General features: G+C 55.7%; 17 protein-coding genes and 1 tRNA gene. 7 read left to right on the top strand and 11 right to left on the bottom strand.

Annotation, left to right across the window (positions count from 1 at the left end):
• Window positions 1-42: 42 nt before the first annotated feature.
• Window positions 43-1119, bottom strand: a complete 1077-nt coding sequence (prfA, locus tag D7D48_RS02065; protein ID WP_125229718.1) for a peptide chain release factor 1 — start codon at window positions 1117-1119, stop codon at window positions 43-45.
• Window positions 1116-2351, bottom strand: coding sequence for a histidine--tRNA ligase (hisS, locus tag D7D48_RS02060; protein ID WP_125229717.1), 1236 nt, complete (start codon window positions 2349-2351; stop codon window positions 1116-1118). The genes prfA and hisS overlap by 4 nt, the downstream gene beginning before the upstream one ends.
• Before the next feature lie 311 nt (window positions 2352-2662).
• Between hisS and ppa the strand changes: the two genes are divergently transcribed.
• Both ppa and D7D48_RS02050 read left to right on the top strand, forming a co-directional pair.
• Entirely contained in the window at window positions 2663-3199 is a 537-nt protein-coding gene (ppa, locus tag D7D48_RS02055; protein ID WP_125229716.1) for an inorganic diphosphatase, read from the top strand.
• Complete coding sequence (locus D7D48_RS02050) at window positions 3196-3507, top strand: hypothetical protein (protein ID WP_125229715.1); 312 nt, start codon at window positions 3196-3198, stop codon at window positions 3505-3507. The genes ppa and D7D48_RS02050 overlap by 4 nt, the downstream gene beginning before the upstream one ends.
• 15 nt (window positions 3508-3522) lie before the next feature.
• On the opposite strand, the gene sppA is transcribed toward D7D48_RS02050, so the two are convergent.
• A complete protein-coding gene (gene sppA, locus D7D48_RS02045; RefSeq protein ID WP_125229714.1) occupies window positions 3523-5397 on the bottom strand; it encodes a signal peptide peptidase SppA in 1875 nt (624 codons plus the stop codon).
• 436 nt (window positions 5398-5833) lie between these two features.
• Window positions 5834-6358 carry a hypothetical protein gene (locus tag D7D48_RS02040; RefSeq protein ID WP_125229713.1) on the bottom strand — a complete coding sequence of 175 codons (525 nt, stop codon included), beginning with the start codon at window positions 6356-6358 and terminating at the stop codon, window positions 5834-5836.
• A gap of 49 nt (window positions 6359-6407) precedes the next feature.
• Between D7D48_RS02040 and D7D48_RS02035 the strand changes: the two genes are divergently transcribed.
• Complete coding sequence (locus D7D48_RS02035) at window positions 6408-7148, top strand: TlyA family RNA methyltransferase (RefSeq protein WP_125229712.1); 741 nt, start codon at window positions 6408-6410, stop codon at window positions 7146-7148.
• Between the two features lie 42 nt (window positions 7149-7190).
• Here D7D48_RS02035 and D7D48_RS02030 read toward each other — a convergent pair whose 3' ends face one another.
• From D7D48_RS02030 to D7D48_RS10485, 4 genes are all read right to left on the bottom strand, one after another.
• On the bottom strand, window positions 7191-9002 hold the full coding sequence (locus D7D48_RS02030; RefSeq protein WP_125229711.1) for an AMP-dependent synthetase/ligase: 1812 nt from the start codon (window positions 9000-9002) through the stop codon (window positions 7191-7193).
• Window positions 9003-9109: 107 nt separating this feature from the next.
• Window positions 9110-10855 (bottom strand): gamma-glutamyltransferase, encoded by a 1746-nt coding sequence (gene ggt, locus D7D48_RS02025; protein ID WP_125229710.1) that lies wholly within the window; start codon window positions 10853-10855, stop codon window positions 9110-9112.
• 44 nt (window positions 10856-10899) lie between these two features.
• Entirely contained in the window at window positions 10900-11937 is a 1038-nt protein-coding gene (locus D7D48_RS02020) for a quinone-dependent dihydroorotate dehydrogenase (protein ID WP_125229709.1), read from the bottom strand.
• Window positions 11938-11982: 45 nt separating this feature from the next.
• Complete coding sequence (locus tag D7D48_RS10485; protein ID WP_185739755.1) at window positions 11983-12147, bottom strand: hypothetical protein; 165 nt, start codon at window positions 12145-12147, stop codon at window positions 11983-11985.
• A gap of 109 nt (window positions 12148-12256) precedes the next feature.
• On the opposite strand from D7D48_RS10485, the gene D7D48_RS02015 reads away from it, so the two are divergent.
• A tRNA-Thr gene (locus D7D48_RS02015) sits at window positions 12257-12331 on the top strand.
• A gap of 77 nt (window positions 12332-12408) precedes the next feature.
• On the opposite strand, the gene crtI is transcribed toward D7D48_RS02015, so the two are convergent.
• Window positions 12409-14022: a phytoene desaturase family protein gene (crtI, locus tag D7D48_RS02010; protein ID WP_125229708.1), complete on the bottom strand. Its 1614-nt coding sequence runs from the start codon at window positions 14020-14022 to the stop codon at window positions 12409-12411.
• A gap of 83 nt (window positions 14023-14105) precedes the next feature.
• Entirely contained in the window at window positions 14106-15380 is a 1275-nt protein-coding gene (locus D7D48_RS02005; RefSeq protein ID WP_125229707.1) for a M20/M25/M40 family metallo-hydrolase, read from the bottom strand.
• Between the two features lie 331 nt (window positions 15381-15711).
• Between D7D48_RS02005 and arsB the strand changes: the two genes are divergently transcribed.
• The 3 genes from arsB to D7D48_RS01990 all read left to right on the top strand — a co-directional run bounded on the left by arsB (window position 15712) and on the right by D7D48_RS01990 (window position 18894).
• Window positions 15712-16782 (top strand): ACR3 family arsenite efflux transporter, encoded by a 1071-nt coding sequence (arsB, locus tag D7D48_RS02000; protein ID WP_125229706.1) that lies wholly within the window; start codon window positions 15712-15714, stop codon window positions 16780-16782.
• A 163-nt stretch (window positions 16783-16945) separates the two neighbouring features.
• Window positions 16946-17962 carry a threonine aldolase family protein gene (locus tag D7D48_RS01995; RefSeq protein ID WP_125229705.1) on the top strand — a complete coding sequence of 339 codons (1017 nt, stop codon included), beginning with the start codon at window positions 16946-16948 and terminating at the stop codon, window positions 17960-17962.
• A 2-nt stretch (window positions 17963-17964) separates the two neighbouring features.
• Window positions 17965-18894, top strand: a complete 930-nt coding sequence (locus D7D48_RS01990; protein ID WP_245964303.1) for a DMT family transporter — start codon at window positions 17965-17967, stop codon at window positions 18892-18894.
• Between the two features lie 210 nt (window positions 18895-19104).
• Here D7D48_RS01990 and D7D48_RS01985 read toward each other — a convergent pair whose 3' ends face one another.
• Window positions 19105-19914, bottom strand: coding sequence for a Rossmann-fold NAD(P)-binding domain-containing protein (locus D7D48_RS01985; protein ID WP_185739754.1), 810 nt, complete (start codon window positions 19912-19914; stop codon window positions 19105-19107).
• Between the last annotated feature and the right edge of the window lie 353 nt (window positions 19915-20267).

Here is a 20267-nt window from a genome sequence, read left to right as displayed (position 1 = left end):
CGGAGCCAGCTCCCCTCCCGTCTTTCGGCAGGGGAGAAGCGCTTATTCCCCCAACCCAGCCATACGCTCGGCCTGATCCTCGGCAATCAAGGCGTCAACCAGTTCGCCCAAGCCACCGCCCTCCAATATCTCGGGCAGCTTATGTAGCGTCAGGTTGATCCGGTGGTCGGTCACACGGCCTTGGGGAAAGTTATAGGTGCGGATGCGTTCGGAACGATCGCCGGAGCCAACCATCGCCTTGCGCGCTTCGGCTTCGGCACCTTGGGCCTCCTCACGCTCTTTTTCATACATGCGGGCGCGCAGGACCTGCATCGCCTGCTCCTTGTTCTTGTGCTGGCTACGCCCGTCCTGACATGTCACCACAATACCCGTGGGTAAGTGGGTAATGCGCACGGCTGAGTCTGTGGTGTTAACATGCTGCCCGCCCGCACCCGACGCACGATACACGTCGATTTTCAGGTCGCGAGCCTCAATCTGGATATCCACTTCCGTCGGCTCCGGCAGAACCGCCACCGTTGCCGCGCTGGTGTGAATGCGTCCGCCGCTCTCCGTCACGGGCACGCGCTGCACGCGATGGACGCCGCTTTCATATTTCAGCTTGGCGAACACGCCTGTGCCCTTAATCGCGACGACCACTTCTTTATAGCCGCCCACGTCGGAGGCGCTGACCGAAATTGGTTCAATCTTCCAACCCTGCCCCGCGGCATAACGTTCATACATGCGGTAGAGATCGCCCGCGAACAAAGCAGCTTCATCGCCGCCCGTGCCGGCACGAATTTCCAGCATCGCGGGTCTGTCATCCGCAGAATCGCGCGGCAACAACGAAATGGCGAGCGATGTTTCCGCATCGGATAGCTGCTGCGTTACAACATCCAGCTCCTCGACCGCCATCGCATGCAAATCAGGGTCAGAAGTATCCTGCGCCATAGCACCAAGCGTTTCGATTTCTGCACGCAAGCGCCGGACTTCGGCGGCAGCCTTGGCCACAGGCTCCAGCTCGGCATATTCGCGGGAGGCGGCGACAAAAGCGTCGCCCTCCAACTGCCCCGAAGCCATCCGCGCCTCAAGCTCGGAAAAACGCGATTCAATTTGCGCGATACGGTGCGGGGAGATTTTCAATTTGCGTCCACGATAAAGGCTTCCACCCGCGCTGCTATGTCACTGCCTTCGCCACGAATGCGCATCGCAGGAGCACCGTCAGCCACGGATAAAGAAATCAACGTGTGCGACGGCAATTTAGCAGCTTTGTCAAAACGCTTGCGCGGCGAACCTGTCGCAGCAATTTCAGTGACGAATTGAGCAGCGCGCAGTTGACGCGCTAAACGAATGGCATCACTTAAGCGCGCATCATTCTCGACAACAATGATGGCATCAAATTTATCCTGCGAGACATGTTCCAATAACATCGCCAACCGTTCAATACCGGCGGCCCAGCCGACTGCTGGTGTGGCAGGGCCACCCAAATTTTCGATCAAGCCGTCATAACGCCCGCCGCCAAGCACCGTCCCTTGCGCACCGAGCCTGTCGGTCACAAATTCAAACGCCGTATGGCGGTAATAATCGAGACCGCGCACCAATGCCGCATTGCGGGTCCACGCGACGCCGGCAGCATCAAGGCCCGCGGTCACCGCGCCGAAGAAATCCTGCGCTTCGCCTGACAGATAATCATCAATCACGGGCGCCGCATCGGCAATTGACCGGTCCTTGGGGTCTTTACTGTCCAAGATACGCAGCGGATTTTTCTCCAACCGCGCGAGGCTGTCTTCGGACAACGCGTTCTTATGGTCGTTGAAATAGCCAACCAACGCCGCGCGCCATGCATCGCGGCTTGGCGTGTCACCTAGCGTATTCAACTGAAGCGTCACGCCGTCATTTATGCCAAGCTCTTTCAGCAACTGGTCCGCCATGACGAGCAATTCTACATCCGCCGCTGGTTCCGCCGCGCCAATGATTTCGGCGTCAATTTGGTGAAATTGACGATAACGCCCCTTTTGTGGGCGCTCATAGCGAAACAATGGCCCGTGCACGGAAAGCTTCATCGGCGCAAATTGCTGCCAACCATTGGTCAAATAAGCGCGCGCAATCCCAGCCGTAAATTCGGGACGCAACGTGATGGAATCACCGCCGCGATCTTCGAAGGTATACATTTCCTTCGACACAACATCGGTCGCCTCACCCAGGCTGCGCGAAAACACCGCTGTGGGCTCAATGACCGGCAGTTGCAGGCCCTTAAAGCCATATAGTCTGCGCACGCGTTCGAAGGTAGCGACCACATGCGCAAAGCGCTCCTCGGTCTCACCGAACATGTCTTGCGTGCCGCGCACGGCTTGGGGTGTTTGTATCTTTGCCATAACAAAGCGCCCTAGCGGCTAATTGCTGTGAGTGGAATAGGGCTGGACGCCGCGCCGTGCTTTCGCGCGACATCTGCGACGATGCACATTCGCATATTGTCACGCAGACGCGGGACAAAAGAGTAGAAAGAGTAGAAAACGCCAGTTTGATTGTGGGTAAGCTGAAACGCATTTTTTGCGCAAATAGGCATCGCCTATTTGTGAAGTTTGCGCTATCCGCACCGCGAAGTCACAGGCAAAGGCCAGACGGCGATGAATTGTCTGCTCAACCTGCGACGGCCCCAATAATAACAACGTGAAAGCATTCTCCCATGCGTATTGACCTCATCCCTGCGGGCGACAATGTTCCCGAAAGCCTCAACGTCCTTATCGAAGTCCCCATTGGCGGCGAGCCGGTGAAATATGAATTCGACAAGGCATCAGGCGCATTATTCGTCGACCGCTTCCTGCACACGCCCATGCGCTATCCAGCCAATTATGGCTTTGTGCCGCACACTTTAGGTGAAGATGGCGATCCTTTGGACGCTTTGGTCGTGGCCCGATCGCCCATCATCGCAGGCGCGGTTGTTAAATGCCGCCCGATTGGCGTGCTCATGATGGAAGACGACAAAGGCGGCGATGAAAAATTGCTCTGCGTCCCTGTTAACGAAACCTTCCCTTATTATTCAGGTGTCGTGACCTACAAGGACATGCCGCCTATCGTTCTGCAACAGATCGAACATTTCTTCACCCATTATAAAGATCTGGAGCCCGGAAAATGGGCCAAGCTGAATGGTTGGGGTGATGAAACGGACGCAAAACGCATTATTATGGAGTGCGTTGAACGGGCGAAGGAAAAAGGTATATGAAACGAATAGCGCTGGTTAGCATAATAGCACTGGCGCTTTCGGCTTGTGCCACCCCCGAAACCCGCGTCCGCACAGCATTGATGGATGCGGGACTTTCGCAACCCATTGCCGCGTGCATGGCCGACCGGATGGTTGACCGCCTATCGCTTATTCAACTGAACAAATTGAGCGGTCTGAAGAAACTGCGCGGCCAAGATATGCGTAAGATAACCGTAGAAGAATTTCTGCGGCGCACCCGTGCTTTGCAAGACCCCGAAATATTGGGTGTTACAACATCTTCCGGACTAATCTGCGCGGTGAAGGCATAAGCTTCACCGCGTGTTTTAGCTGAAGACCTTCAGTAGAACCGACAGCCAATTTTTTTCCGCTGCGGCAGGCGCAGGCGGCGCGAAGTCGCCGCATTCCATACATCTTGCCTGCACGCCTTTTACGCTCATCAACAACTCGAGATCAGACGCCACGCGTTGCATGAACAGGCTTTGCTGCCATGCGGCGTGGGCAAATATATCCATCGGTGCGTTCGATTGTGCCTGCTTTGGCATCAACCCTTGAAGCAGCGTATCGGCAAAGCTGGTAGGTGGTTCGATATAAACCGCATGCCAAGCATCCGGTTTTAGCCCTGCCCGCTTTGCTGCCTCCGCCAAAGCATCATTCATATTGCCTGATCGGTCGACCAAGCCAAGCTTGCGCGCAGTACCACCGGCCCACACACGACCTTGGGCAACGGTATCCACTTGCTCTGTTGTCTTTTTGCGCGCTGTCGCCACGCGTGTCAGAAACTGGCGATAACCATTTTCAATCGCGCTTTGTGCCACGCGGTCAAATTCAGGGCTAAAGCCGTTCAGGACATCGGGCTCGCCGGACAATGGCGTCGTCTTAACGCCGTCCGCATTCACGCCGATTTTCGCAAGCCCCGCCTCAGCGCTGGGAATAACCCCAAAAATACCGATGGAGCCCGTGATGGTCGAAGGGTCAGCAAATATCACATCAGCGGGCAATGAAACCCAATAGCCGCCGCTGGCCGCCAAATTGGCCATGGAAACGACAACTGGAATATCCTTTGCCTTAGCCGCAGCAATCGCAAGGCGGATTTTTTCCGATGCGGTTACGGAGCCACCGGGCGAGTCCACACGCACGACAAGCGCCTTTAAATCCTTGCTATCCAGTGCCTCATAAATCAGCGCGGATATGGTATCGCCCGCGGCTGATCCAGGGCCGCCCTCACCATCAACAATCGTTCCTGCGACCGTCACAACGCCAATCTGCTCTCCTGCCGATGGCGCACCGTAACTGGCGAGCAAAGCGTCCATAGGCGTATGTGCAAAGCCGCCCGTCGTTTTCTTGTCATCCGCGCCTACTTTGCTGGCGATAAATTTCCCGAAAGCGATTTTGTCGCCCAATTTATCCACTAATTTAGTCGATAGCGCCAATTGGCCAAGGTCGCCCTTTGCCGCCTCAACCGCATCTGCGGGATTGTTCAGCAATTGATCCAATTGCGCTTGTGGGCGCGCTTTGGCGACGTCGGCTTTCCATTGGCCCCATATCTCATCATACACGCCCTTGATCGCCATTTTCGATTCAGCCGACTGGTCCGACCGCATAAAGGGTTCGACTGCGCTTTTGAACGTACCCACGCGGTAGATGTTCGCCTTTATCCCCAATTGGTCGAGCAATCCCTTATAATAAGGCTGCGATCCCCCGGGGCCTGCCAATAATGCACCGCCCAATGGGTCCATCCAAATCTGCGTGGCGTGCGCAGCCAGTTGATAGCTGTCATCGGTGTAGGCGGTTGCAAAGGCATAAACGGGCTTGCCCGCCTTTTTGACGGCATCGATGCTATCCCCAATGGCGGCAAGGCTTGCTTGCCCACCCCCCATGAAGCGTTCCATGTCTAATACAACAACCTTTACCCGCTTGTCGCTTTGGGCAAGCTTCAACGCACGAATGATGTCACGCTGCCGGATTTCACCAACCGGAGCCGTCGACGCGGTCAGCGCCGTCAGCGGGTCGATTTCGGCCGGTTGTTCGGCGATTACGCCATCCAGCTTAAGCAGCAACGCACCATCGCGGACCACCGCCGGGTTCGGATTTGCATTCAGCAGCGCGAAAACAGCGGCAAAGAAAAGCGCCAGAAACAACAGGACAAACAGGTCCTTCACGCCGACCAAAATTTTCCAGCTCACGCGCATAAACTGCATTTTTCAACATCCTTAAAAATCTCATAAAGAATGTAAGCATTTCAGAAGGAAATGCCACCAATGTTCGACAAAAAACATGGATATGGCAAAAAACGACTGCGAGACCTACAACAGAAAAGGGCCACTGGATTTAACCAGCGGCCCTTAAACATGGGTCAGCGGTCGGACGCCCGCTGCCGGAAGTTGCTTTCATGCCGTGAGCGGCATCGCCGATTTGCTCAGCGGCCGATCTCCCGAACGGAATTGTCCGACCTCTTAACTGAACCATGAGACATCGGATCACCTCCTTTCGTTGAATGGAATTTGCTTGCATCAAACATTTATCTGCCCTCCGCAGGGGCAAAGTTGAATCAAACGGCGCGTACAAACAAGTCTTGTAATTAATTTTTATTCTGGCAAAAATTATGGTTCTGCGCCGCGACAAATCGCAACGCCTTCATCCCCGACAATCTTCAACTATGCGTGTGATTTCCGCCCATGACGGCAGAATAACGGGCTGCTGCCCTTCCATTTCAACCAACACGCGACCGCGGCTAAAGGCCATAGCATCCAAAATGGGATCTGAGGCTGCGATGTCGGCCGCCAGATATGCGGGATTTGCGTCACTTGCCGTCGCCGCCATTGTTTTTGTCATGGAGGATGTACGGATAACCATGCGCGTGCCGGGCGCCGATGCTTCACGCGATAATGTAACCCGGCGGCTCTCAGCATCGCAGCGAAAGTTGACGATCGCATTGCGCCCAGGCGTGCCGAACTGGGCAACCGAAGTGCGGCCATCGCGGCGGTAGGTCCAATTGCCGGGGGTAAAGGGCCAGTCATTCCAATCACCCGTCAATCGCGGTGGCGGCGCAACAGCCACTGGTGGCGGTGCCGACACAGCTTTTGGCGCGGGTGGCGCAGACGGCGCAACGCAGGCGGCGAGAGCAAGAAGGGCGACTAGGGATATGTAACGAGTTTGCATCGCTTTGCCTTATGGCCAAATCGTCCACGCTCCGCTAGCGCGTTGCGGCATGGCGACCAAAAAAATACGATTAGATCAACTCATCCTTGATCGCGGCCTGGCCGAAAGCAAGACCCGCGCACAGGCGCTGGTTATGGCAGGCCATGTCTTTATTGGCGATTCCAAGGCGCAAAAGCCGGGACAGCAAATCGCCGAAGATGCGGACATCAGCGTGCGCGGCAGCGATCATCCTTGGGTGTCCCGCGGCGGCATTAAGCTTGCACATGCGCTCGAGGTGTTTGAAATTGATGTCACCGACAATATCGCCATCGATGTAGGGTCATCGACGGGCGGCTTTACAGATGTGCTGCTGACCCATGGCGCAAAACGCGTCTACGCCGTCGATAGCGGCACAAATCAGCTGGCATGGAAGCTGCGCCAAGATTCCCGCGTCATTGTGCATGAACAAACAAGCGCGCGCATCTTGACCGACGCCCACATAGATGAGCCAGTTGACCTCATCGTTTGCGACGCGAGCTTCATTGGCTTAGCCAAAGTACTTGAGCGGCCCTTATCCTTCGCCAAAAGCAAGGCGCAACTCATCGCGCTCATTAAGCCGCAATTTGAGGCTGGCCGCGACGAAGTCGGTAAAGGCGGCGTTGTCCGGGACGCAGACGTGCACACACGCGTCTGTGACGAAATAAAGGCATGGCTCACGAGCCAAAATTGGACAGTGCTCGGCCTAACCACCAGCCCGATTACCGGGCCGCAAGGCAATGTCGAGTTTCTAATATGGGCGCAAAACGCTTAGCGCCCATATCCCAGTCACAACGACCTTTTCGGGGTTCTGCCCCTAAACCTTATACATCCCGTTGACCCGCGCGGCGTAACGCTCACGTATAACATGCCGGCGAATTTTCATGCTGGGCGTCATCTCGCCATTTTCGATGGAAAAAGGTTCGTCCGCAAATTCGAACTGCCGCACTTTTTCGGTGACCGAAACATCCGCATTTACGCGATCCACAGCCGCGCGCACTGCGGCGCGGAATTGCGGATTGGCTTGCAGCTCGGCAAAATCATATTTCATATCTTGCGCCTGCGCCCATTCCAACGCCCATTCGGGGTCTGGCACGACGAGACCGACGATATAGGGTCTTTTGTCGCCGGACACCATCGCCTGCAATATCTCGGGCTGAAGCGTCAGCATGCCTTCGATTTTTTGCGGCGCGATATTGTCCCCCTTGTCGTTGACGATGAGGTCTTTCTTGCGATCGGTAATCGCAATGCGGCCACCGTCGTCAATATGCCCGATATCGCCCGTATGCAGCCAACCATCTATCAGAACACGGTCGGTTTCGGCTTGGTTGCGCCAATATCCCTTCATCACCAAAGGTCCGCGCACCAAGATTTCGCCATCCTCAGCGATTTTAACCTCGGTGTTTTTCAACGGCGGGCCAACGGTGTCCATTTTGATGCCTGCACTCGGCCGGTTGCAGCTGATGACAGGGCCGGACTCGGTCTGGCCATAACCTTGCAGCAGCGTAATGCCCAAGGATTGGAAGAACACGCCAATATCAGGGTTCAGCGGCGCGCCACCCGATACCATTGCCTTCATCCTGCCGCCAAAGCGCGCACGGATTTTGGGCTTAATCGTACGCGATAAAATCAACCGCATCGGCGCATCGACAAGACGTTTGCGCCCTGAATAATCCCGCTCACCGATGGTCAGCGCCTTATCGAGCAGATAATTGGGCAGCTTGCCCTGCTTTTCGACGGTCTTAATCATCCGTTGGCGTAGCACTTCAAAAAGACGCGGGACCACTACCATGACCGTTGGTCGCGTTTCTTCAATGTTGGAGGCCAGTTTCTCCAGCCCTTCAGCATAATAGATTTGCGCACCCACGCCGATCGGTAGGAATTGCCCACCGCTATGTTCATAGGCGTGCGACAAAGGCAGGAAAGACAAGAAAACTTCTTCTTCGTCCAAACCGAAATCTTCCCGCAGGACGGCTGCCGCGCCGTCGGCGTTATGCAAAATCGCGCCATGATGTTGCATCACACCGCGAGGTGCCCCGCCGGTTCCGCTGGTGTAAATGATGCAAGCCAAATCGTCGCGGGTAACAGACAACATCGCCGTTTCGCTGGCGCGCACATCAGCATCGGTACCTTTGACCATATCGGCCCAGTGATGCATCGATAATTGGCCCTTTTGCATCGCTGGCTGGGGGTCAATGGCAATGATGAATTCCGCCTGCGATGACCGCAGCGCCGCTGGCGTCAATGTCTTGGCAAGCTTAGCCGTCGATACGATCACGGCGCGCGCGTCGCTATTGTCCAGTATGTGCTGATGGTCGCGTTCGGTGTTGGTGACATAGGTCGGCACAGTAACGCAACCCGCCGCCATAATACCCAAATCGGCAATGCACCATTCGGGCCGGTTTTCCGACACCAACATGACACGGTCGCCCTTTTGCAGGCCCAGTTGACGTAGCGATTTTGCAAAACCCGCTACTTGCCGCGCAGCGTCCGACCAGCTGATTGAATGCCAATCCCCGTCATGCTTTGCCCATAAAAATGGCGCGTTGCCGCGGTGACGCGCACGCGCGAAAAACATAGTTACAAGATTAGGGAAGCTGTCAAAGTCGTCAAACTGTTCAGCAGCCATATATGCTCTCCTGCAAAATTCCAGCCATGCCTTGGCCTGTTTTGTTATCTTATTTGGGGTAGCGTCACTCGCAATCAGGTGCAATGCGTGTCTTTTATCCGACGCTTTTATCCGACGCTGGGCAAAGGCACGTCCGCAGCGGCGGGGGGCCTAATAATCGTGACCTTACCCTGCGCATCTATCGTTGCCGATGTCCCTTCGCTCCGGGGATCCGCAGCACCAGTCCAAGCGCCATTGATATATTGCGCGCCGTTCACCTTTGATCCGAGATCTGCGATCCGAACCTTTTGTCCGAACGCAGAAATCTGATCCGCCATGGCCGCAAGCGGCGTGTCTTGCTCTACCTCCAACTGCCCGCCGCCAAAATAGATATTCGGCAGCTTTATCGCTTGATCAAGTGGCAAGCCGAAGTCCAGCACGCCAATCAGCGTTTTGGTCACATGCATGATGATCCGCTTACCACCGGCCGAACCCAGCGTCAGTACTGCCCGTCCATCGCGGTCAAAGACCATCGTTGGTGACATCGAAGACAAAGGCCGCTTTCCGCCAGCAACGCGATTTGCCACAGGTGCGCCGTCCTTTTCGGGCGCAAAAGTAAAGTCCGTAAGTTCATTGTTCAAAAAGAACCCGCCTGCGACGAGCTGGCTGCCAAATGGACCTTCAATAGTTGACGTCATATTGGCGATATTACCATTGGCATCGACCGCCGTGAAATGCGTCGTGCCCGCAACTTCGCTGGAAATCGCGGCTGTGCGCGGCGCGGCACCGGGTGGTTTACCAGCGGGATAGTCGCTGCGCGCTTTTTCTGGATCAATCAGCGCAGAGCGTTCTTGAATATATTCGGGGTTTAAAAGCCCAGCGACCGGCACATCAACAAAGGCATCATCCGCCAAATATTTTTCGCGGTCTGCATATGCCAACTGCATCGCTTGGCCAATCAAATGCCAGCTTTTGGGGCTATCCTTGCCCGTTGCGGTCAAATCAAAACGCTGCAAAGTGCCCAAAATCTGAAGCACAGTGGTTGCACCCGATGAAGGCGGCGCCATGCCACACACGACATAGACCCTATAGGGCGCGCACACCGCTTGCTGCTCTTTGGCACGATATTGCGCGAGATCCGTCATCGTCATGTCACCGGGGCTTAACTTGCTGGTGGTGACAGCCTGCACAATCTGGCTTGCAACCGTACCGGTATAAAAAGCATCAGGCCCTTTTTTTGCTAGCAGCTTCAACGTAGCCGCGAGTTTAGGATTTTTGAGCTTCGTACCTGCCTTTACGGGCTTGCCATCGCGCCAGTAAATCGCCCGGGCCTCATCGAAATTAGGCCACAGCCGCTGAATAGCCTGCAACCGTGATTCGAGCGTCTTGTTGACGATGAAGCCTTTGTCCGAAAGGCGAATTGCAGGCTTGAACACGGTCGCCCACGGCAACTTACCCCATTTGGCATGCGTTTGCGCCATCAGCTGTATATTGCCTGGCACGCCAACCGAATGACCGCCTTGAAATGCCTCAAGAAAACTGAGCGGTTTGCCATCTGGTCCAACGAAACGATCGGCCTTTGCGGCCGCTGGCGCGGTTTCTCGTCCGTTGATTGTCGTTAAAATGCCCTTGGCATTATCCTGATACAGCAAGAAACCGCCGCCGCCGATGCCGCTCGATTGCGGTTCAACCACCGTCAGGGCAAGCATCATCGCCATCGCCGCATCTGCCGCAGAGCCGCCTTGGCGCAGCATTTCTATCCCTGCCTCTGTCACACGAGGATCCGCAGAAGAGGTAACACCAACATTTTGGGCGGTTGCCGCTTGGGTGAAAAGGATGGCCGATGCGGTAAACGCGAAGAGTGATTTTTTCATGCCCGCAGCTTAGCCACCTTCGGTCAATAAAGCCAAGTGCAGATTTATCCGTCGACGCCAATCGCTTCGGTTATGTTGGTAAAGCCATCGGCCTGCAAAAGGCGTGCAAGCTGCTTGTTTATCTTACGCGCCAAACCCGGCCCCTGATATACCAAAGCACTATAAATTTGCACCAAAGACGCCCCAGCACGGATGCGGGCATAGGCATCCTGCGCCGACGCAATGCCGCCGACGCCAATCAGCGGCATCTGCCCACCGCTGGCCTTACGGAAATCGATGATACGCTGTTGCGCCATATCGCGCAAAGGTGCGCCGGATAACCCGCCGGCCTCCCCCGCATGGCGTGATAGCAAAGCAGGGCGCGATATCGTCGTGTTCGACACAATCAACGCCGCAATGCCGCGTGCCATGGCAACGCCGACAATATCATCAATGTCCGCAGGCTGCAGATCAGGGGCAACTTTCAAAAACACAGGCGTATCGCGCGTCCGCGCGGCCATGACCTGCGCCAGCAAATCGTCCAGCGCAGCCTTGTCCTGCAAAGCGCGAAGGCCCGGCGTATTGGGCGAGCTAATATTGACGGTCAAATAATCGGCTAGCGCCTCCATATCACGCACACCAATGACATAATCGGCCACGCGGTCGGCGCTGTCCTTATTGGCCCCAATGTTGATACCAATTGGGCCTGTCCGTGCCTGTTCGGGAATATTCCGCAGCAGCGCACTGGCCGCTTGCTGTCCTGCATTGTTAAAACCCATGCGGTTAATGACGGCTTCATCCTCAACCAAGCGAAACAGCCGCGGTTTGGGATTGCCTTCTTGCGGCAACGGCGTCAGCGTTCCCACCTCGGTAAAGCCAAAACCCAATTTCAGGATTTCGACCGGAACCTCCGCATTTTTGTCATAGCCAGGTGCAAGACCGATAGGGTTAGCAAAATGCAACCCCGCAAATGTCTGGGCAAGTGATGGGCTATCCGCACCAACCGACGGAATCGGCAGAAGCTTTAACGCGGTCAGCGACAGATTATGTGCGCTCTCGGCATCAGCCTTGAACAAAAAAGGGCGTGCAAACTGGTAGAACATGTCCAAGCCTATTCACGACTCTTTCGCGACGTGCAACGAAGATAGTCATGCCTTGGGACGGATTTTCTCCGTCAAAGGCGCCGCTCCCTTATCTTCGGCTGCTGGAGCTGCTGGCTTTGCCTTGCGTCGGCGCAAATTGGCGCGCAGTGCTTCACGCAGCCGCTCTGCCTTTATCCGCTCTTTGTCCTCTGCATCTTTTGCCAATGCCATTCTCCTGTGCGCGCTATCGCTCTGCCCGCGCGATGCCAAATGCCAAGCCAGCGCGCAAGCCGCTTGACATTAAGCCCCAGCCTTCGCATAGGGCCGCACCTTCGGTATTGCTGCTGTAGCTCAGTGGTAGAGCGCGTCATTGGTAATGACGAGGTCGGGAGTTCAATCCTCCCCAGCAGCACCAGGATTTTTTCCCCGTTTTCTAATATTTGCTGCGGGCAATAACTCTCCCACAATTTCAGCTATGGGGTGTCGTCTTGCCTAATGCTGACTTGGCACGCCGTTTACGATGGCTTCATCCACGCCCAAGTCGCGGGCGATTTCGCGGGCGGTCATTTTGGCGGACATCATAACCGATGGCGTGCCGCCCCCAGGCTGCGTCCCTTGGCCCACCAGATAGAGATTATGCACATCTTCCGATTTATTGTGCGGGCGGAAGAATGCGGTTTGGGTCAGGACGGGTTCGACACCAAAGCCGTTGCCCAGATAAGAGCCCAATGTTTCGGCAAAATAATCGGGCGTGATGAAGCTCATATGCTTCAACCGCGCGGCAAGATCGGGGATATAGCCGCGTTCTTCCAAGAAGGTCAGCACCCGCGCGCTCAACTTTGGTCCTTCGACGTCCCAGTCAATGCCGCTGGCGTTATTGGGTACAGGGATAAGCGTATAGGCCGCATGATGCCCCGCAGGCGCCAAGCTTGGGTCCGTTAGCGTCGGAATATGCAGATATTGCGAGAAGTCCGGGCTCATAACCTTTTTCTCGAAAATCTCATCCAACAACGCTTCGTAGCGCGGGCCCAATATGATGTTGTGATGGCGCAAATCCGGGTCATTGTCGCGGCATTCATAGCCGAAATAAATCACCATCAACGACATGGATTGCTTGCGGAATTTCACCAAAGCATCGCGGTTAATGCGCCGATGCGCCTTATCGACCAGCTTGAGATAGGTGGTCGCATAATCGGCATTCGACACCACAACATCGGCAGTTATCATCTCACCGCTTGCCAGCTCGACGCCTTTGGCAACGCCGTCTTCCACTAAAATGCGCTGCACCGGTGCATTCAACCGCAACAGGCCGCCCATATCCTCATATTTTTTGACTAAGCCAGCCACCAACGCGCCCGTGCCGCCCTTGGCATAATGAATGCCCCAGGTTTTTTCGACAAAATGGATCATCGCATAAATCGCCGGCACCTTCATCGGGTTGCCGCCGACCAGAAGGGGTTCGAAACTGAACACCTGACGCATTTTGTCCGATTTGAAATAGGTGCTGACCATGCCGAACAAAGACCGCACCGCGCCCAACTTCAGCAAATCAGGCACCACGCGCAGCATCGAGCCAAGGCTGCCGAAATAAGTATAGCCCAATGTCAAAAAGCCGCGTTTAAAGATCGCGCGGGCTTTCTCGTGAAAGGCTTCATATCCTGCAAGATCCTCCGGCGCCAGACGCTGTATCTGTGTCCGCGTGCTGACCGGATCACCGTCATAATCAAAATATGTGCCGTCATCAAAATAGATGCGGTAGAATGGAAGAATTGGCACTATCTCGACATATTTGCTGGTATTCGGTCCGCCCGAAATGCCTTCACGCACGCGCTTATCTTCATCCAAAACATGGGCTGGAAAGTCCGGCTCTCCCAGCATGGCATGGTCTTGCTGCAGGCTAAACAATTCCTCAATGAAATGCGGCACGGTCAAAACCGTTGGCCCCATGTCAAAGACAAAGCCATCCGCCTTGCGGACATAAGCGCGGCCGCCGGGGGCGTCCAACGCCTCCAATATCTCGGTGTCAAAGCCAAGGCTTTGTAACCGCATGGCGCATGCTATGCCGCCAATACCTGCACCAATGACAACTGCTTTACGTCGCAACATTTTGGATAACCCCTAATTGCCTCGCTGCTACTGCCTAAAGCGCCGCGCAACAAGCTAGATGTTATCCTAGGTTATGCGGGGGGCTATGGCATATCCGCCATGGTCAATAACATCAGCAATCCTGTCGACATGCCCTTGACGCTTTGCGCTTTTTCGACGTCAATCCATTCGTCGAGCGCGTGCGCGCGGCCGCCACTTCCGCCCGATCCGATGGTTATGGCGGGCACGCTTAAGCTCATGGGTAAATTGGAATCGGTCGAAGACGCGGACAATTGCGGCGTCATACCTTTGGCGCGTATGGCCGCCGCCGCAATTTGCGTAATCGCGGCATTTTGCGCCGTCAGCCCCGCTGGCCGGTCACCAATCAGCTTTGTTTCCGCGACAATCTTACCCTCTCTAACCGCGCGCGCCGTATTTTCGGCATTTACGCTGTCCTGCACGATCGACAAAAACCGTTGTTCGATTTTGGCCAGCTCCGCCGGACTTTCGGACCGGAAATCAAATTCCATAAACACTTCATTGGGAATGGAGTTTACCGACGTGCCGCCACCCGTGACCGACGCGGCATAAGTGGTTTTCGGGGAAGCCGGCACGGGTATTTTATATAATTCAGTGACCGTCTGGCCCATCGCCACCATGGGGTTCACCAAGCCAAAGGCGCCATAGCTATGGCCGCCTGGCCCCTTATAGCTAATCCGGTACCGCCGCGATCCCACGCCGCCATTAACCACGCGTTCGGGGTCAGTGCCGTCCATCGACACAAAGGCTTTCACCCGATCCTTATATTTGCCCTTGGTGAGCAGATAACGCACACCGCGCAAGTCGCCCGGCCCCTCTTCGCCGACATTGCCGACAAACAATATATCGGTCCGCGGACGGACATTCTTGTCCTTCATCGCCCGTGCATAGGCCAAAAGGACGGCAAGGCTTCGTGTATCATCGCCAATGCCCGGCGCATATAATCGGGTGCCGTCCCGGCGCACCTTCAACGGCGTGCCTTCGGGAAAGACCGTATCAAGATGCGCCGCAAGGACGAGCACGGGCCCACCCGCAGGGCCCGACCCGCGATATAGGCCCATCGCATTACCCTCGGCATCTATTTCAACATCCTGTAGCCCTGCCGCGCGCAACATGTCGTGATAGGCCTTGGCCCGCTCAGCCTCTTTGAACGGCGGCGCGGGAATTTCGACGAGCGTGATAATCTCATCCACGATACGGTCATGTTCGGAATCCAGCTGCTGCACCAAAGCATTATAACGTGCGCTTTGCGCCACCTTCTGCACCGCATCATCGCCTTTCGCGGGCGTCATCGTTGCGCCTAAAGAAGCGATTATCAGCAAACCGGCGGTCAATGGCATGTGGGGCATCCTTATCGTTTATGGCATATCCCAACACCTTGGCCGCAGCGTCGCAATTTGTCCATCATGGCGCGTGGGGAAATGTGGAAGATAGCCTATTGCGCATCTAAGGCGCCAACTACATCGCCCCTCAAATTTTTAGATATCGATGATGTGCGGGCCAAAATCCCGATATCCTGACGTCTCGACAGATTTCGAACTATCAATTGACTTCAAAAACAGTCGAGTTATTCGGAGTTTTCTAAAAATATGCCAGTGTGGAAGCAGGTCATAACCACGGTTGCAAAGAATCAAGGTGCGCGTGGTCACTGCCTGCCAAAAGAGAGACAAAATGACCGATTTGTCCAAGTCTGAACGCCTATCGTTCCTTGACCGTTATCTCACCTTGTGGATATTCCTTGCAATGGCGCTTGGCGTAGGGCTGGGTTCGACTTTTGATGCGCTACCAGCGGCAATCAGCAATATGACATGGGGCACAACCAACATCCCTATCGCGATTGGCCTTATACTGATGATGTATCCGCCTCTGGCGCGTGTGCGTTACAATGAATTGCCCCGCGTGTTTCATGATAAGCGCGTACTCGCCATATCGCTGATCCAAAACTGGATAATTGGCCCGGCATTGATGTTTGCGCTTGCGGTCATTTTCTTGTCCGACAAGCCCGAATATATGACTGGGCTGATCCTCATTGGTCTTGCCCGCTGCATTGCCATGGTTATCGTCTGGAACCAGCTTGCGAAGGGAGACAATCAATATGTCGCGGCGCTTGTAGCGTTCAATTCTGTCTTTCAAATCCTGTTTTTCAGCATCTATGCTTGGTTCTTTCTTGCCTTCTTGCCACCATTGTTCGGCTTGGAAGGCAGCGTGATCGACGTCAGCTTCTGGACCATAGCAGAGGCTGTGTTGATTTACCTCGGCATCCCTTTTGTAGGTGGGTACCTAACCCGCAAATGGCTGGCAAAGACCAAGGGCGATACTTGGTACGATCATGTATTTTTGCCCAAAATTGGTCCGGTTACACTTATCGCTTTATTGTTCACCATTGCCGCGATGTTTAGTTTGAAGGGTAATGAAATATTGTCCTTGCCCGGCGATGCTGTTCGCATCGCTATTCCGCTCACCATTTACTTCGTAGTGCAATTCACGATCAGCTTTTTCATGGGTAAGTTGATCACCAGCGATTATCCGCGTACGACTGCGGTGGCCTTTACCGCGGCGGGTAACAATTTCGAACTGGCAATTGCTGTTGCGATCGCCGCCTTCGGGTTGGCATCCCCCGTTGCCTTCGCCGCCGCAATTGGTCCGTTGGTTGAGGTTCCCGTGCTGATTCTGCTGGTCAATGCCGCGTTTTGGTTGGGCAAGCGCTGGTTTCCGGATAGCGTCCCGGCACGTGGGCAATAAGCCGCCCCAGCGCAGGCTGGTGCCCATTCCGTCTGTCCGGCTAGATCGATAGGCGCGATAGGCCCCAGCCTGCGCTGGGGCGACGGAAGGAGGGGTTACTGAATATCCCCCCCCCTCCCCTTAGCCCTTGACGCCGCACGGGGTTTCCCGCCATGCGCTGCCCATGCGTTTCTTTTCCGACAATGCCGCCCCGGTGCATCCTGCTGTCATGCAAGCCATGGCCGATGCCAATCATATCGACACCGCTTATGACGGGGACCAATATAGCGCGCGGTTGGATGCGGCGTTTTCCGAACTTTTTGGCCGCGATGCCGCGGTTTTGTGGGTGGCAACGGGCACCAGCGCAAATTGCCTTGCGCTTGCCTCCATATTGCAACCGCATCAGGGCGTTATTTGCCACCGTGAGGCGCATATTGAGGTGGATGAATGCGGCGCGCCGGGTTTCTACACCGCGGGTGCAAAGTTGATGTTGGTCGATGGCGACGGGGCGAAGATAACGCCCGCGACCGTCACCAACACGCTCGACGCCATTCGCAAGGATGTGCATCAGGTGCAGGCCGCCGCCGTGTCGATCACCAACGCCACCGAATATGGCATGGTCTACACCCCAGCCGAGGTCGCGGCGTTGGGGGCTTTGTGCCGCGAACGCGGGCTTGGCCTGCATATGGACGGCGCGCGCTTTGCCAATGCGGTGGCGCATCTGGGCTGCACGCCCGCCGATGTCACGGTGAACGCAGGCGTCGACATCTTAAGCTTCGGCTTTGTCAAAAATGGCGGCATGGGCGCAGAGGCCTTGGTCTATTTTGACCCTGCTCTGGCGGATGCTGCGCGCTATCGCCGCAAACGCGCGGGGCATTTGCAGTCAAAGGGCCGGTTCCTTGCGGTGCAATTGCTCGCGATGTTGAAGGATGATCTGTGGCTGCACAATGCGCGGTCCGCCAATACAGCGGCGATGGTCATTGCGCAGGCGGCGGGTGAACGCTTGTTATACCCTGTGCAAGCCAATGAGCTTTTCCTGCGTCTCACGCCCGCCGAAGCGGCAGCGTTACGCGCGCAAGGTTTTGACTTTTACGATTGGGGCGTGGTCGACGAAAATTGGGGCGCGGCGCGGCTGGTGACCAGTTGGCAGCATACAGAAACCGATGTGGCCCCATTGGCCCGCGCGATAGCGGCATTATGAGCATGTCCGAAACGGAGCGCACCGAGGAACCAGGGTTCCTCACGCCGCGGGTATGGATACCCTTCATGGTAACGTCATTGATCTGGGGTTCGACTTGGCTGGTGATCCGCGATCAATTGGGCACGGTGCCCACGACATGGTCGGTGACCTATCGTTTCATCGTGGCGGCAATCGGCATGTTCATCCTCGCGCTGGTCATGCGGCAATCGCTGAAAATTGACCGGTCGATGGTCGGTTGGACGATGTTGCTTGGCCTATTGCAATTCGGGATGAACTTTAACTTTGTCTATACGGCCGAACATTATGTGACCTCTGGTCTTGTCGCGGTGGTGTTCGCCTTGTTGATTGTGCCCAATGCATTGTTGGCCAAATATTGGTTGGGGCGGCCGATAAGCGGCGCGTTCAAATGGGGCTCTATTATTGCCAGCGTCGGGGTCGGACTTTTGATGTTACAGGAATATCGCGCTGCACCCATGGGCGGGGCGGATGTTCTTTTTGGGCTCTTTCTGGTGTTATGTTCGGTGGCGACGGTATCTGTGTCTAACGTGCTGCAGGTCACGCCAAAGATTGCGCGTTTTCCAACCATCACGATATTGGCATGGTCGATGTTGTGGGGCAGCATTGGCAATAGCATATATGCCTTCATCACGGCGGGTCCGCCTGTACTGGACATGCGCCCGGGCTATATCGGCGGCGTCCTATATCTCAGCATCATTGGAACGGTCGTCACCTTCCCGCTCTATTTCCGCCTGATCCGCGACATTGGCCCCGGCAAGGCGGCCTATACGGGCGTCGTCATTCCCGTCGTCGCAATGATCCTGTCGACGATATTCGAAGGCTATGTCTGGTCCACGCTAGCGCTGGCGGGCGGCGCGTTGGCGATGCTCGGCTTGGTCGTCGCCATGCAGACGCCGAGGGTCAGGACCACTTAAATCCACCTTCGCGGCGTCAAAATGGCAAAGATATCGAAGTAAAATGTCCGCCGCAGGCAGTTATTCTGCCTGCAAGGGCATTTTGTTTCGAGATCGAAGCCATTTTGGCGTCCTTCGGATTTGACCCATATTGTCCATTGCTGCGTTGGCAAGCTTGGACTTAGAACCACTAAGCCCTGCACTTGCCGCCTGGCACTGAACAAAATGGCCTCAAACCGCGAAGGTGGATTTAAGTAGTCCTGACCCTAGGCCCAGCCGATAATCGGGATATTGCGGCGTCCAGTGTAAAAGCCGCTTCGCTTTGCCATTCGCAATCCGGCGGTTTTCGGCGTAAAATCCACGCGCCATGGGTGTCAGACCGGCCGCCTCGATAGACAATAACGGCGGCCAATCGCGGTGCAGCAGGTCGCATGCATAGGTGATGACATCATTCTGCGGCGCGGGCCTATCATCGGCGATATTGTAAACACCCGCGGGGCCATCAAAGGCGGCAATGACCGCTGCGACGATGTCATCAACATGGACGCGGCTGAAAATTTGATCAGGCATGTCGATACGATGCGCCTTGCCCTCCACTACCCGCTCCAGCGCCGATCGGCCCGGGCCGTAAATGCCCGGCAAACGGAAGACACAGACGTCATCGCGCAACGCTTGCCATGCAAGGTCGGCTTCGGCCCGCGCGGTGCGTCGCCCGCTGCCTATTGGCGCACGTTCATCGACCCATGCGCCGCCGGTATCGCCATAGACGCCGGTGGAGGACAGATAGCCAATCCATGCAGGCGCGCGCGCAGCAATCGCCGCGCCATATTTTAAAAGCACCGGATCGCCGCCTTCGGCCATGGGCGGCACACTCGACAATATATGCGTCGCGGTCTCCAGCGCGGTCAGCACCGCGACTACATCGTCAAAGGCAATGGCATCGCCGCCGCTCATCCGCTTGGTCCCCGTCACCAGCCAACCATCGGCACGCAAAGCGTCGGCAAGGCGGGTGGCGGTGTAGCCCATTCCAAATATAAGCATATGTCGCTGCATATCTTCTGGTTCGCAATCTAGGGTCAGGATCTATTAAATGCAACTTCGCGGTTTGAGGCCATTTTGTTCAGTGCAAGGCGGTAAGCGCGGGGCTTAGTGGTTCTAAGTCCAAGCTTGCCAACGTGGCAATGGACAAAATGGGTCAAATCCGAAGGACGCCAAAATGGCTGCGATCTCGAAACAAAATGCCCTTGCAGGCAGAATAACAGCCTGCGGTGGACATTTCACCTCGATATCTTTGCCATTTTGACGCCGCGAAGGTGCATTTAATAGATTCTGACCCTAATGGCTTGCCGTCAAGCGCGGCAGTTGCGAATAGAGGCGAAGGGAGGGCATGCAAG

This window comes from Sphingorhabdus wooponensis, from assembly GCF_003933235.1.
GTDB classification, from domain to species: Bacteria; Pseudomonadota; Alphaproteobacteria; order Sphingomonadales; family Sphingomonadaceae; genus Sphingorhabdus_B; species Sphingorhabdus_B wooponensis.
The sequence above is the reverse complement of the archived record's forward strand: the minus strand, read 5'-3'. Positions and strand labels throughout refer to the sequence as shown.